The sequence below is a fragment of the Prosthecobacter sp. genome (genome assembly GCF_044378005.1).
GTDB lineage: Bacteria > Verrucomicrobiota > Verrucomicrobiia > Verrucomicrobiales > Verrucomicrobiaceae > Prosthecobacter.
Map to the genome: position 1 here is coordinate 40,017 of NZ_JBILYB010000002.1, position 14,161 is coordinate 54,177.

The 14,161-nt window shown below is 60.3% G+C and carries 11 protein-coding genes; all 11 read left to right on the forward strand.

Annotated features, from left to right (window positions below; all coding sequences use genetic code 11):
- Window positions 1-25: 25 nt before the first annotated feature.
- The 11 genes from ilvB (at window position 26) to AC6FTP_RS00820 (ending at window position 14,040) form a co-directional block, all read left to right on the forward strand.
- On the forward strand, window positions 26-1,753 hold the full coding sequence (gene ilvB, locus AC6FTP_RS00770; RefSeq protein ID WP_497204990.1) for a biosynthetic-type acetolactate synthase large subunit: 1,728 nt from the start codon (window positions 26-28) through the stop codon (window positions 1,751-1,753).
- 39 nt (window positions 1,754-1,792) lie between these two features.
- The gene (locus AC6FTP_RS00775) at window positions 1,793-2,569 is read left to right on the forward strand and encodes a DNA-methyltransferase (RefSeq protein WP_497204991.1); all 777 of its coding nucleotides are present in this window, start codon (window positions 1,793-1,795) and stop codon (window positions 2,567-2,569) included.
- Window positions 2,570-2,596: 27 nt separating this feature from the next.
- On the forward strand, window positions 2,597-3,142 hold the full coding sequence (gene ilvN / locus AC6FTP_RS00780; protein WP_497204992.1) for an acetolactate synthase small subunit: 546 nt from the start codon (window positions 2,597-2,599) through the stop codon (window positions 3,140-3,142).
- 84 nt (window positions 3,143-3,226) lie between these two features.
- Window positions 3,227-4,063, forward strand: coding sequence for a PP2C family protein-serine/threonine phosphatase (locus AC6FTP_RS00785; RefSeq protein ID WP_497204993.1), 837 nt, complete (start codon window positions 3,227-3,229; stop codon window positions 4,061-4,063).
- A 59-nt stretch (window positions 4,064-4,122) separates the two neighbouring features.
- On the forward strand, window positions 4,123-4,824 hold the full coding sequence (locus AC6FTP_RS00790) for a histidine phosphatase family protein (RefSeq protein WP_497204994.1): 702 nt from the start codon (window positions 4,123-4,125) through the stop codon (window positions 4,822-4,824).
- A gap of 21 nt (window positions 4,825-4,845) precedes the next feature.
- Window positions 4,846-6,294 (forward strand): signal recognition particle protein, encoded by a 1,449-nt coding sequence (gene ffh, locus AC6FTP_RS00795; RefSeq protein ID WP_497204995.1) that lies wholly within the window; start codon window positions 4,846-4,848, stop codon window positions 6,292-6,294.
- Window positions 6,295-6,395: 101 nt separating this feature from the next.
- Window positions 6,396-7,421, forward strand: a complete 1,026-nt coding sequence (locus AC6FTP_RS00800; protein WP_497204996.1) for a patatin-like phospholipase family protein — start codon at window positions 6,396-6,398, stop codon at window positions 7,419-7,421.
- The gene (locus AC6FTP_RS00805; RefSeq protein ID WP_497204997.1) at window positions 7,375-8,874 is read left to right on the forward strand and encodes a phenylacetate--CoA ligase family protein; all 1,500 of its coding nucleotides are present in this window, start codon (window positions 7,375-7,377) and stop codon (window positions 8,872-8,874) included. The genes AC6FTP_RS00800 and AC6FTP_RS00805 overlap by 47 nt, the downstream gene beginning before the upstream one ends.
- Window positions 8,875-8,886: 12 nt before the next feature.
- The gene (locus tag AC6FTP_RS00810; protein ID WP_497204998.1) at window positions 8,887-10,164 is read left to right on the forward strand and encodes a thiolase family protein; all 1,278 of its coding nucleotides are present in this window, start codon (window positions 8,887-8,889) and stop codon (window positions 10,162-10,164) included.
- 17 nt (window positions 10,165-10,181) lie between these two features.
- Complete coding sequence (locus tag AC6FTP_RS00815; RefSeq protein WP_497204999.1) at window positions 10,182-12,167, forward strand: 3-hydroxyacyl-CoA dehydrogenase NAD-binding domain-containing protein; 1,986 nt, start codon at window positions 10,182-10,184, stop codon at window positions 12,165-12,167.
- 19 nt (window positions 12,168-12,186) lie between these two features.
- Window positions 12,187-14,040: an acyl-CoA dehydrogenase family protein gene (locus AC6FTP_RS00820; protein WP_497205000.1), complete on the forward strand. Its 1,854-nt coding sequence runs from the start codon at window positions 12,187-12,189 to the stop codon at window positions 14,038-14,040.
- The last annotated feature ends 121 nt before the right edge of the window (window positions 14,041-14,161 follow it).

Below are 14,161 nucleotides of genomic sequence, written 5' to 3' on the forward strand. Positions count from 1 at the left end.
ACGCCAATTTTCACCTAAACACCTCATGAGTCAGCAAAAAATGGACGGCGCACAGGCCCTCATCAAAACCCTCGCCGATCTCGGCATCGAATACATCTTCGGTTACTCCGGCGGCGCAGCGATCCCGATCTTCGATGCTCTGGAGACGGTCAAAACGAACATGAAGTTCATCCTTGTCCGCCACGAGCAGGGAGCCGTGCACATGGCTGACGGCTACGCCCGTGCCACCGGCAAGCCCGCCGTGGTTCTCGTGACCTCTGGCCCCGGCGCTGGCAATACCGTCACTGGCCTCATGACCGCGCAGATGGACAGCGTGCCGATGATCGTCCTTTGCGGTCAACAGGTGACGTGGATGCTCGGGAAGGATGCCTTCCAGGAGGCGGACATCTTCAACATCACGGCCCCGGTCGTGAAGCATAACTTCCTGGTGAAGAGCTCGAACGCGCTGCCCCGCATCGCCAAGGAGGCCTATCACATCGCCACCACAGGCCGCCCCGGTCCGGTGCTCATCGACATTCCGAAGGACATCAGCCAAGGCCCCTTCACCGGCACCTTTGACGAGCCAATGGACCTTCCCGGTTATCACCCAGAGGAGAACTTCAAAATCGATCAGGCCGGTATTAAAGAAGCCGCCCGCCTCATTTCCCAAGCCAAACGCCCCATCATCCTCGCCGGTCAGGGAGCGATGATCGCCCGTGCGGACAAGGAACTGCTCATGCTGGCCGAGACCCTCGGCTGCCCTGTGACCACCACCTTGCTCGGCAAAGGCGTCTTCCCCGAAACGCACCCGCTTTCCCTCGGAATGCTGGGCATGCACGGCACCGCGTATGCGAACAAGGCCATCTGCGAAGCCGACCTCATCTTCAACGTGGGCTCCCGCTTTGACGATCGCATCATCGGCAAGCCGCACATGTTTGGCCGCAATGCCAAGCTCATCCACATCGACATCGACGCGGCGGAGTTCAACAAGATGATCAAGGTGGACGTGACGATCAAAGGTGATGCCAAGGCCGCGCTCAGCGATCTGCTGCCGCTCGTCGAAAAACTGCCGACCGAAGACTGGCTGGCCCATCTCGACGGCTATAAGAAGAAGTTCCCCCTCTCTTATAAGAAGCAGGGCGGCCTACGCATGCAGCAGGTCATTGATGAACTGTACAATCTCACCAAGGGCAAAGCCATCGTCTCCACCGACGTGGGCCAGCACCAGATGTGGGCGGCGCAGTTCTACAAGAACGACTCCAGCTACCATTGGCTCAGCTCCGGCGGTGCCGGCACGATGGGCTTCGGCTTCCCGGCCGCCATCGGTGCGCAGCTCGCCTGCCCGGACAAGACGGTCGTCTCCATCTCCGGCGACGGCGGCTTCCAGATGACCCTCTTTGAACTCGCCACTGCCGCGATTCACAAGCTGCCCATCAAGATCCTCATCCTGAACAACAGCTACCTCGGCATGGTCCGCCAGTGGCAGGAACTCTTCTTCGAGAACCGCGAAAGCGGCGTCGATCTCATCGGCAACCCCGACTTCGTGAAGCTCGGCGAAGCCTACGGCATCAAAGGCTGGCACATCCGCCGCCCCGCTGATGTGGAGCGCATCCTCCAGCAGGCCCTCGATTACAACGACGGCCCCTGCATCATCGAGGCCGAGTGCATCAAGCTCGAAAACGTCTTCCCCATGATCCCAGCCGGTGCCGCCCTCGAAGACATGCTCACCGAAGCGCCGAAAACGAAAATGGAGAAACCCACCGGTTCGACCTAGCAGTGTCGGCGCGCTCGCGAGAGCGCGTCATGATGGCCGATGAAAACGAACCAAGTCATCCAAGGCGACGCCCTCCAGGAACTCCAAAAGCTCCCCACCGCCGTCGCTCAAGCCATCATCGCCGACCCACCCTATTTCAATGTTCTCGAAGATGAAGCCTGGGACACCCAATGGAAAACAGCCGCCGACTACCTCGCCTGGTGCGAGGCGTGGGTCGCTGAGTCCATGCGTGTCCTTCGCGAGGATGGCCTCGCTTTCATCTTCGGCCAGCTAGGCAAACGCGAGCACACCTTCCTCCACCTCATGTCCCGCCTCACCCAGCAGCACCAGTTTCACGATCTCATCATCTGGGACCGTGCCGTGGGCTATGACGAGCGGCGGGACAGCTTCACGCCTCAGTACGAGATGGTGCTCGTCATGCGCAAAGGCGAGAAGGTGAAGTTCAACAAAGAAGCTGTGCGCATCCCCTACGATGCCAAGACCATCGAGGTCTATCTCAAAGACAAACGCTACAAAGACATGGACGCCCGCCGCGCCCATCTCGACGCCGGCAAATTCGCCACCAACATCCTCCGCGTGCCCAGTTTAAAAGGGAACTCGAAGGAAAAATGCGGCCACCCCTCGCAAAAGCCCATCGATCTCATCGAAAAGCTCATCGCCTGCTCCACCGACGCGGGAGATCTTGTCCTCGATCCCTTCCTCGGCTCCGGCACTACCGCCGCTGCCGCTCATCGCCTCGGCCGCAAGTGGCTCGGCATCGAAAAGGACTCCAACTACATCAAGATCGCCAAGAGCCGCCTCAAAGCCGCCAAGTAACTTCCAAATTCAACATCATAAACCGCCATGTCCGACCGCATCCCCGCCACCACCGACAAAAAGCCATCCCCCCAGGCTGACATCATCAACATCCACACGCTCAGCGTCATGGTGAACAACCAACCCGGCGTCCTCGGCCGCATCTGCGCCGTGTTCAGCCGCCGTGGCTTCAATATCGAATCTCTGGTCGTCTCCCAGACGCGCGATCCGCGCTTCAGCCGCATGACCATCGGCATCAGCGGCCATCCCGAAGGCCTGCATCAGATCATCATGCAGGTGAACAAGCTCATCGACGTCATGCATTGCATCGAGCACACCGACCGTGACGCCGTCGCCAAGGAGCTCGTGCTCATCAAGGTCGCCGCCACCGCCGCCGAGCGCACGGAGATCCTCCAGATCATCGAGCACTACGCCGGCAAGACCGTCGATCTCCAGGAAGACAGCCTCATCGCCATGATCTCCGGGAACACTGACAAACTCGACGCCGCTGTCCGCCTGCTCAGCAAATTCGACATCGTCGAAACCGTCCGCACCGGCAAAGTCGTCATGGCCCGCGGCCTGGAGACGACCTAGTCCCACGCTCCTCTTTATTTCGGCGGTGATGCAAGCCCACGCTTGCGTCACCGCCGTTTCTTTTGGCAAAGTGTCAGCCCAACCGTGACGAATTCTCCCGATTCATCTGATCTCCCCGCCCCGCGTCTCGTGTGGTCGGGCATGACCCATGTGGGTCGTTACCGCCAAAACAACGAAGATTCCTTTCTCGCGCTAACCTACGATGCCCGCGAGGTCCGCTACCTCGGCAAGATCGGTGACTCCACCCTGGCCGATGGCGACTTCGTCTTTGCCGTGAGCGATGGCATGGGCGGAGCCAAATCGGGCGAATTTGCCAGCCGCATGGTCGTGCAGCAGGTCATGCGCCTCATGCCGCGCAGCTACAAGCAAGCCGCCCAGGGTCTCGACTCCGGCTATGGCGATGTGCTCGACGAGATCTGCCACAAGGTCCACGCCGAGCTCAACACCATGGGCAAGATGTACAGCGAGTGCGCCGGCATGGGTGCCACACTCAGCCTCACCTGCTTCACGCCCGGGCTCATGCATTTCGTCCATGTCGGCGACAGTCGCATCTATTACCTGCCCGCCGGTGGAAAGCTCGCCCAGATCACCGAAGATCACACCCACGTCGGCTGGCTGCGTCGCCAGGGAAAAATCAACGAACGCGAAGCCCGCACCCACCCCGCCAAGAACCGCCTGACCCAGGCACTCGGAGCCGGGCAGCAAAATGTCATCCCTCACATCGGCTCCGTCCGCTACCAGAGCGGAGATCGCTTCCTCATCTGCTCTGACGGCATCACCGACGCCCTCTGGGATCACCGCATCGAAGATCACCTCAAAGCCCCGCCCGATGACAAGCCCCGTGCTTTCAAAGTCGTCGAGCACGCCGTCACCGAGTCCGGTCGCGACAACTGCACGGCGATCTGCATTGAAGTGGAATGACGAGTGAGTGAGCTGGTTCGTTATTCGCCATTCGGATTTCGTCATTGCCCTCCCTCCCCTTGCCCGCAGCCCTCTTTCATGGCATGACAGAGCACGCTTTGAAACCGCACCTGCCCAATCACCCCACTCAGCTCTTCCTCATCCGCCACGGCGAGGTCGAGGAGCGCTACCACAAAGTCTTCGGCGGCAGCCGCATCGACATGGGGCTCTCCCCGCTCGGTCATAAGCACGGCCAGGCCGTAGCGCAGTGGCTGAAGGACACGAAGATCGACGCCATTTATGCCAGCCCCATGCTGCGTGTGCAGCAGACACTGGCACCCATGGCTGAGCAGCGCGGTCTGAAGCCCACCATCATCCCTAGCTTGCGCGAGGTCGATTTCGGCGACTGGACCGGCTACCGTTGGGAAGGCGTGCAGGAGCACTTTGGCGTCAGCGCCTTCGACTGGCTGGAGATCATCGAGAGCAAAGGCATCCCCAATGGCGAATCCGCCGCCGAGCTGGAGCATCGCGTGCAGCCCGCCCTTCTAAAGATCCTCCACGACAACCCGCACAAGAGCGTCGCCATCTTCTGCCATGGCGGCATCATCCGTGTCATCCTTGCCCTCATGCTCGGCCAGCCGCTGCGGCACATGGCACATTTCAACATTGAATATGGCAGCATCAGCGTCGTGGAGGTCCAGCCAGAAAAGAAACACGCCTTCGAGATCGAGCTGCTGAACTTCTGCCCACCGCTTGCAGATTCAAGCGGGCTCGCCGACTAACCGCCCAACGATTTTACCGATATGTTCTCCCTCCTCACCGACAAGATCGAAGACGCCTTCCGCAAACTGCGCGGACTCGGCAAGATCAGCGAATCCAACATCGCCGATGCGATGAAGGACATTCGCATGGCCCTGCTGGAAGCCGATGTGGATTTCACCGTCACCAAAGATCTCATCGCCTCCGTAACCGAGCGCGCCAAGGGCGAGGAAGTCCTCCGCACTGTGAGCCCGGGGCAGATGATCGTGAAGATCTTTCAGGATGAGCTGGCCAAGATCCTCGGCAGCGATGCCACCGAGCTCGATCTCTCCCCGCCGCAGCGCATCCTCATGGTCGGCCTGAATGGTGCCGGTAAAACCACCACCTCCGCCAAGCTCGCCTCCTGGCTGAAGAAGCAGGGCAAGCGCCCGCTGCTCATTGCGCTCGACCTTTACCGCCCCGCTGCCATCACCCAACTCCAAGTGCTCGGCCAGCAGCTCGGCGTGCCCGTTTGCGTGCCGCCCGTCGGCGAAACCGATCCCGTCAAGGCTACGAAGGCCGCGCTCAAATGGCTGGAAGAACAAGGCGGCGGAGTCGCCATCTTCGACACCGCCGGTCGCCAGGAAGTGGATGAAGATCTCCTCAAGGAACTCCGCCAAGTCCGCGATCTCGTGAAGCCGAGTGAGACCCTCCTCGTCGCCGATGCTGCCACCGGTCAGCAGGCCGTCAGTGTCGCCACGAAGTTCCACGAGACCGTCACCATCAGCGGCCTCATCATGACGAAGCTGGACGGCGACGCACGCGGTGGTGCTCTGCTTTCCATGCGCCAAGTCACCGGCTGCCCCGTGAAGTTCCTCGGCACCGGTGAAAAGGTGGACGCCCTCGAAGTCTTCCACCCCGACCGCATGGCCCAGCGCATCCTCGGCATGGGCGATGTCGTTTCCCTCGTGGAGAAAGCCTCCCAGGAGATCGATGAAAAGGAAGCGATGGGCATGATGCGCCGCTTTGAGGAGAACAAATTCGACTTCAACGACTTCCTCGGGCAGCTCAAGTTCATGAAGAAGCTCGGACCGCTGGAAGGCATCCTCGGCATGCTTCCCGGCATGGGCGCGCTGAAAAACATGCCCGGCGTGGACGACAAAAAACTCAAGCACACCGAGGCCATCATCCTCTCCATGACCCCGAAGGAGCGCGCCAAGCCCGACATCCTCAACGGCAGCCGTCGCAAACGCATCGCCGGAGGCAGCGGACGCCCCGTCATGGAGATCAACCAGCTCGTGCAGCAGTACGAGATGATGAAGAAGCTCATGGGCAACAAAGGCATGATGTCCGCCCTCGCCGGTGGCATGATGGGCGGAGGCGGCATGGGCGGCCTCGCCGGCATGATGGGCGGCGGAAAAATGCCCCAAATGCCCAAAGGCATGTTCCCCGGCATGGGCGGCAAGCCCAACAAACTAGGCAAATTCGGCAAACGCCCGAAGCTTGGGGGTTAGTTCGTAGTTCGGCAGTAATGCCGAAAACGAAGCAACTGAAACGACAGTGTCTTTGAACAAAGCCCCCCGGCGTGTGCATCCAAGCACGCAAGGAGGTCACTATGAGACACACCCATCCCACTCCAAATCAAGGGACAGGGATTCTGCGCGCCGCGAATGACGGTCAGGAGTATGGCGGCACTGGCGCAGTTACCCGGGTTCCCAAGATCGGGCTCGTTCTATCCGCAGGTGGTGCTCGCGGGCTGGCGCATGTCGGCGTCATTCAGGTGCTGGAGGAAAACCACATCCCCATCACTGCCATCGCGGGCACGAGCATGGGTGCCTATGTCGGCGCGGTCTATGCCACCGGGCTGAATGGCACGGACTTGGAGCAGCTCGCGAGAGAGATCCCGAACCGCAAAGCCCTGAAGGCCTTGCTCGATTTCAACATCCCTCCCACAGCAGGGCTTATCCGGGGAAACAAGATCCGCCGACATCTGGAGCGCAGCCTCGGCGAACAAACGTTCGAGCAAATGAAGCGGCCGCTCATCGTCGTGGCGACTGACCTCGATGCACTCCAGGCCCACGTCTTCGATTCCGGCCCCGTCGCGCCAGCCGTTCATGCCAGCGCGGCCATTCCTGGCATCTGCTCGCCGGTTCTTCTCAATGGCAGGCGATACACGGATGGTGGTGCTGTTGATCCTTTGCCCGTCACATTGCTACGTGAGCGATTCGATCTCGACGCCATCATCGCGGTGAATGTGCTGCCAACTTACCATGATCTGGACCGCTGCCAGAACACGACCTTTACCCCACTGATCAAGAAATCCAGCTTCATGTCCAGGCTGCTCCGCCCTGTGAACCTCCTGGCTGATGGCAATGTGCTCGACACCTTCCGCCGCTCGCTCATGTGCGCCCAGGTCGGACTTGTGGAAAAAGAAGCACGCGATGCCGAGGTGCTCATCCATCCCTTCCACTGCGGCAGTTCGTGGGCCGACTTCGAGAACCACGCCCGCTACATCGAAACGGGCCGACGCGCTGCCGAAGCGGCCTTGCCAGCCATCCGCTCACTCCTTTCACCCACCCCAACCAACTCAAGCCATGAAATCGCTCACCTCTCCTCCGAAGTGGGATGCCTCGCCGCCTGAAGTCTGGCACGACTGGCAACTCCACCGCCTCCACACCTACCTCAAAGAGCGCGTCATCCCCTTCAGTGCACACTATCGTCGGCTCTTTGCCGAGCACGACATCCATCCCGAAGACCTCCACAGCTTCGATGACTGGAGCAAAGTGCCCTTCACGAGCAAGAGCAACCTCACCGTGCCGCGCGAGCAGCAGCGCGACTTCGTGCTCATCCCGAACGAAGCGGTGCTCAAGCGCGAGTGGGGCGTGATTTGGAACGCTGTCTTCCACGGCAGCGCCTTTGCCAAAGAAGCGATCGAGAAGGAATTTCGCCCCGTGATGATGACGAGCACCACGGGCCGCTCATCTGATCCCGTGCCCTTCGCCTTCACGAAGCACGACCTCGCGAATCTCGACAGCACGGGCCGCCGCCTGATGGAGGTCGGAGCCTCGCAGCGTGAGTGGCGGCATGTGAACACCTTCCCGTATGCGCCGCACCTAGCCTTCTGGCAGGCTCATCACGCGGGCCTTGGCTTCGGCACCTTCATGGTCAGCAGCGGTGGCGGCAAGGTCATGGGCACGGAGGGAAACATCGCCCTCATCGACAAAGTGCGGCCCGAGGTCGTCATCGGCATGCCCACCTTCCTCTATCACATGCTGCGCGAGGCTGTGGAGAACGGCAAACACTGGCCACAGCTCCACCGCATCGTGCTCGGTGGCGAAAAAGTCGCCGAAGGTATGAGGGCACGGCTCACGATGCTGGCTCACGATCTCGGTGCCGATGATGTCAGCATCATCAGCACCTACGGCTTCACGGAAGCCAAGATGGCCTTTCCCGAGTGCCCCACGCATCTCGGCGTCAGCGCCAGCGGCTTCCACCTCAGCCCCGAACTTGCCTTCATCGAGATCGTCGATCCTCGCACAGGCGAGCCCGTGCCCGAAGGCCATTCGGGTGAGATCGTCTTCACACCGCTCGATGCTCGCGGCACCGTCGTCCTGCGCTACCGCACGGGCGACATTGCCGAAGGCGGCCTCACCTGGACACGTTGCCCGCATTGCGGACGCCAATGTCCACGCCTTCTCGGCCCCATCAGCCGCGTCAGCGAAGTGCGTGAGATGCAGTTTGATAAAATCAAAGGCACGCTGGTGAACTTCAACATCCTCGAACACCTGCTCGACGACATGAAAGGCGTCGCCGCCTGGCAAGTCGAGCTGCGCAAGCACGACGACGACCCGCTCGATCTCGATGAGATCCTCCTTCACGTCTCACCTGAGCCTGGCGTGAATGCCGAAGACCTCGAACATCGGCTCGAACGCCGCTTCGCCGAAGTCACCGAGATCCGCCCGAACGAAATTCTCTTCCATGACATGCCTGACCTCCGCGAACGCCTCGGAGTCGGCAGATTGCTCAAAGAAGCCAAAGTCCTCGACTCACGTCCGAAGGCTTCATCAAGCAGAGAACTGAGAACCGCGAACTGAGAACACCACGCCATGAAACCTCTCTTCATCATCGCCGCCACCCGCACACCTTTCACTCGTGCCGGTTCATCGCTCGCATCACTCGATGCTGTCGATCTCGGAAAAGCCGCAGTCTCTGCCTTGCTCGCGCGTAGCGGCATTGATCCGCACGCGGTCGATGAAACCATCTTCGGCTGTGTCGGCCAGCCTGCGAACGCTCAAAACATCGCCCGCGTCATCGCGCTGCGTGCTGGTTTGCCTGAGTCAAGACCTGCCATGACCGTGCATCGCAACTGCGCCTCCGGTCTCGAAGCCATCACCACCGCTCATGCCAAAATATGCGCGGGCCAGGGCGAGGTCTTCATCGTCGGCGGCACGGAAAGCATGAGCAACATGCCGCTCTACTTCAATCGAGGTGCTGTGGAGAAATTTGCCATGATGAACAAGGCTAAAGGCTTCACGCAAAAGCTCGGCGCGGTCGCCACCTTCCGTCCTGCCGACTTCGCCCCGCTTATTGGCATCAAGCTCGGTCTCACCGATCCTGTCGTGGAAATGAACATGGGCGAGACGGCTGAGCTCCTTGCTCGTGAGTTCGGCATCAGTCGCGAAGATCAGGATGAATTTGCCAATAACAGCCATCGCAAAGCCGTCGCTGCTTCCGCTTTGCTGCAAAAAGAAGTCTCACCCATCTACGTCATGGGCCGCGAAGTCACTCCAGAGCTAGCCGACAACGGCATGAGGCCGGACTCAAGTCTCGAAAAGCTAGCCAAGCTCAAACCCATGTTTGCCCGCGAGCATGGCAGCGTCACCGCAGGCAACTCCAGCCAGCTCACCGATGGTGCCGTGGCCCTGCTCGTGGCGAGTGAGGAGGCCGTGAAACGTCATGGCTGGGAACCGCTCGGCATGATGACCGACTACGCTTACACCGGCTGCGATCCGCGCCGCATGGGACTCGGTCCCGTGCGTGCCATGGATGCCGTTTTGCATTGCACCGGACACACGCTCGATGACCTGGACGTCATCGAGATCAACGAAGCCTTTGCCGCACAAGTGCTGGCCGTGCGGCAGTGTCTGAAAAACCCTGCCAGCGCCCGTCGTGCAGGATTGGAGCAGCCTCTTGGCGACCTCCCTGAGGCCAAGCTCAATCCTCGCGGCGGGTCCATCGCCCTAGGGCATCCCGTCGGTGCCACCGGTGCGCGACTCGTGCTCACCGCCCTCGATCAGCTTCGCGAAACCAAAGCCAAACGCGCGCTCGTCAGCCTCTGCATCGGCGGAGGCCAGGGCGGTGCCGCCATTCTCGAACGTGTCTGATTTGAATACCTACCACCATGAAAACACATCTCCTCGAAACACTCGTGATCCATCCCGCATCCCACGATGAGTCACCGCTAAAACACTTCCGTGTCGAAGTGGATGCCGAGCACCGCGCCTGGATCACCTTCGACATGGCGGGCAGCTCGGCGAATGTCTGGAATGACACCACGTTGCGCGAGTTCAACCGCTGTCTCGACCATGTCGCGCATCATGCCGGAGTTCGCGCGCTCATCATCCGCAGTGCGAAGGAACGCGTCTTCATTGCGGGCGCTGATTTGAAATCCCTGCGCAGTGGCTCGACGAGGAAACTCGAACACCTGATCGACCTCGGCCAGTCCACTTTCAATCGTCTCGCTGCTCTGCCGATGCCGAAGGTCGCGCTCATTCACGGAGCCTGTGTTGGTGGTGGACTCGAACTCGCCCTCGCCTGCGATCTCCGCATCGCCAGTGACAGCGAGCACACACGCCTTGGCTTACCCGAAACTCAGATCGGCCTCATCCCCGCCTGGGGCGGTTCGACGCGTCTGCCAAAGCTGCTCGGACTTCCCAAAGCTCTCGACCTCATCATCACGGGCAAGCTGCTGAAACCATCCGAAGCCAAACGAGTCGGCCTCGTTTCGGCAGTGATGCCGCGTGAACACTTGGAGCGAGCCATCAACATGGAAGTCGCCAATCCTGCTCGGGCACGAATGCTTGATCGGCTGATGGCACCCTTCATCGCCCATCGTGCCAAAGCAGCGCTTCAGGCCAAAACACGCGGCCTATATCCCGCACCTCTCCGCGCCATTGAAGTCGCCACACGGGCTCCTTTCACCTCCATGGCAAAGGCGATGGAACTCGAAAAGCACGCCATCCTCGATCTCGCCGTCACACCGGAGACGGAGCGGTTAATCGACTTCTTATTCCGCAAAGAAGAAGCCTCGAAGAAGCCCTGGTCCGCAGGCGTCGCGCTGCCCGTGCATGATGTGACAGTCATCGGCGCAGGAGTCATGGGCTCGGGCATCGCGCATTGGATCGCCTCGCGCGGAAACAAGGTACTCATGCAGGACATCAGCACTGAATCTCTCGCGAGAGGTCTCGGACGCATCCGTGATCTGCTGAGCGAAGGACTTAAACGCCGTGCAGTCACCAAACGTGAGATGCGTGACACCATGGATCGCCTCACCGCTGAGCAGGTTCGCGTGCCGTTGACACATCAGCAGTTCGTCATCGAAGCCGCCACCGAGGACATGGCGGTGAAGAAAAAGATCTTTGCCGACCTCGCTGCACGTTCCAGTGCCGACACGATTCTCGCCACGAATACGTCCGCCCTATCCGTGACCGAACTCGCTGCCACCGTGCCGCATCCTGAGCGCGTGATCGGCCTGCATTTCTTCAATCCCGTGCATCGCATGCCGCTGGTGGAAATCATCACGACCAAACACACCACCGACGATGTCATCGCCACGACAGTGAGCTTTGTGCAGAAGCTCGGGAAGGTGCCCATCGTCGTGAACGATAGCCCCGGCTTCATCGTGAACCGCATTCTAGTCCCCTACCTCATGGAGGCCGTGCATCTGCATGAAAGCGGCGTGCCTGCGGATCTCATCGACGAAGCCATGCTCAACTACGGCATGCCCATGGGCCCCATGCGTCTGCTCGATGAGATCGGGCTCGATGTCGCCGCGCATGTCGGCAAGACACTTGATGCGACTTTCCCGGCACGCTTTGTCAGAACGCAGATGATCCAACAACTCATCGACGCTGGGAAGCTCGGCAAAAAGTCGGGCGAAGGCTTTTATCCATATCCGCAACCCAAACACAACCCGACCTCATGGACCGAAGCCGATCATCATCTGATGGAGCGAGTCCGCGAACGTCTCGGTGGCCTGCTCGCTGAAGAAGCTCGCCGCGTTTCGGAGGAAGGCATCGCCCGTAGTGATGCTGACATCGAGCTGGCGATGACCTTGGGCACTGGCTTCCCAGTTTTCCGCCCGCTGCTAAGTCCCGTCTTGAGTTAAACCATCCACACCCACCACCATGAACACGACCACACTGCCTGAAAAACCTGTGTCGATGATCGACATGTCGAAGATGTCCGCCGGTCAAAAAGCCGCTCTCGAAATGGCGGAGGCGGCTCGTGATGAACGCCACAACAGCGGACTCGCCGCCGGGCTCTTTTTTGGTGAGCCAGACTTCGCCAGCCATGTGCCTTTTCCCAAGCAGTCAGACGTGGACAAGGATCAAGGTGATGCCTTCCTCGCTCGACTGCGTGCCGTGCTGGATGCTCACGCTGATCCAGATGCCATCGACCGCACAGGCGAAATCCCTGACGTGCTTTTGAAGGCACTGGCAGACATCGGAGCCTTTGGGATCAAGATCCCAGTGAAGTATGGCGGCCTCGGTCTTTCGCAGACAAACTATTCCCGCGCAGCCATGCTTCTGGGCGGCGAATGCGGCAATCTCGCGGCGCTGCTTTCCGCGCATCAATCCATCGGCGTGCCTCAGCCGCTGATCCTTTTTGGCACCGAGGAGCAGAAGATGAAGTTCCTACCGCGCTGTGCCAAAGGCGAGATCAGCGCGTTTGCCCTCACCGAGTCCGATGTCGGCAGCGACCCCGCGAAGATGACGACCATCGCCGTGCCGGATGGTGAGGATCATTTCATCATCAATGGCGAGAAAGTCTGGTGTACGAACAGTCTCAAAGCCGGGCTCATCGTCGTCATGGCGCACACGCCAACGAAGGACAAACCTCACGCCACCACAGCCTTCATCGTGGAGGCCAAATCACCCGGCGTGGAGATCATCTGCCGCTGCCGCTTCATGGGACTGCGGGCGCTCTACAATGGCGTCGTGCGTTTTGAAAACGTGCGAGTGCCGCGCGAGAACATCCTCGGTGGAGAAGGGAAGGGGCTCAAGGTGGCGTTGACCACGCTGAACACGGGCCGCATCACTCTTCCTGCCGCTTGCACGGGCCTCGCAAAACGTTGCGTGGACATCTCCACGCGCTGGGCATCGCATCGAGTGCAGTGGGGGCAACCCATCGGCAAACACGCAGCCATTGCTGACAAGCTCACCCGCATGAGTGCGGACGCTTTCGCCATGGAAGCCGTGGTTCGTTACGTCTCGTCGCTCGTGGACAAGGACAAGCACGCCGACGTGCGCCTCGAAGCCGCCATCGCCAAACTCTGGGGCAGTGAGCGAGCCTGGGAGATCGTGAACGACACCATGCAAATCCGTGGCGGACGCGGCTACGAGACTGCCGACTCACTCAAAGCCCGAGGTGAAGCTCCCGAGCCCGTGGAGCGCCTGATGCGCGACTGCCGCATCAACACCATCTTTGAAGGCAGCAGCGAAATCATGCGCCTTTTCATTGCCCGTGAGGCCCTGGAGCCACATTTGAAGATCGGTGCCGATGTCGTGAACAGCACACTGCCACTCAAACAGCGCGCGAAGGCCGTGCTGACTGCTGGGATGGCTTATGCGAAATGGTATCCGATGAAATGGCTACCCGTGGGCGCGGGCGATGCCACTGACAAACTCCACCCCGCTTTGCGCGAAGACCTGAGCACCATCGCCAATCAAAGCCGGAAGCTCGCGCGGACTCTTTTCCTTGAGATGGCGCTGAACGGTCCCGCGTTGGAAAAGCGGCAAGTCTTGCTCGGTCACTTGGTGGACATCGGCTCGGAGTTGTTCGTGTGGTCCTGCGCCCTCGGCTTTGCCCAAACAAAGATCACCGATGCCGCCATGACCTCCGCCGAAGTGGACAAGCTAACGCGGATGATGCGCTACTTCGGCAATCTCACCCGCAGTCGAGTGACGAGCCACTATGCGGCGATGAAGGCTGGTTTGGACAAGGAGTCCTATCGAGTGAGTCGCGACATTCTGGACTGAATGCGCCAGCGTGAGACGATCAGGCACAATTGACCGCCTCTTTCGTGCCAATATGCGCCTTGAGAATGACTTAAGATCTCGGTGGCAATGCGCGCCAAGCCCTTACCAAGTAAGGCGTGGC

Excerpts from the sequence above, each read along its gene's own strand:
- ilvB (WP_497204990.1), top strand. The coding sequence starts at position 26 with ATGAGTCAGCAAAAAATGGACGGCGCACAGGCCCTCATCAAAACCCTC.
- AC6FTP_RS00775 (WP_497204991.1), top strand. The coding sequence starts at position 1,793 with ATGAAAACGAACCAAGTCATCCAAGGCGACGCCCTCCAGGAACTCCAA.
- ilvN (WP_497204992.1), top strand. The coding sequence starts at position 2,597 with ATGTCCGACCGCATCCCCGCCACCACCGACAAAAAGCCATCCCCCCAG.
- ffh (WP_497204995.1), top strand. The coding sequence starts at position 4,846 with ATGTTCTCCCTCCTCACCGACAAGATCGAAGACGCCTTCCGCAAACTG.
- AC6FTP_RS00800 (WP_497204996.1), top strand. The coding sequence starts at position 6,396 with ATGAGACACACCCATCCCACTCCAAATCAAGGGACAGGGATTCTGCGC.
- AC6FTP_RS00805 (WP_497204997.1), top strand. The coding sequence starts at position 7,375 with ATGAAATCGCTCACCTCTCCTCCGAAGTGGGATGCCTCGCCGCCTGAA.
- AC6FTP_RS00810 (WP_497204998.1), top strand. The coding sequence starts at position 8,887 with ATGAAACCTCTCTTCATCATCGCCGCCACCCGCACACCTTTCACTCGT.
- AC6FTP_RS00815 (WP_497204999.1), top strand. The coding sequence starts at position 10,182 with ATGAAAACACATCTCCTCGAAACACTCGTGATCCATCCCGCATCCCAC.
- AC6FTP_RS00820 (WP_497205000.1), top strand. The coding sequence starts at position 12,187 with ATGAACACGACCACACTGCCTGAAAAACCTGTGTCGATGATCGACATG.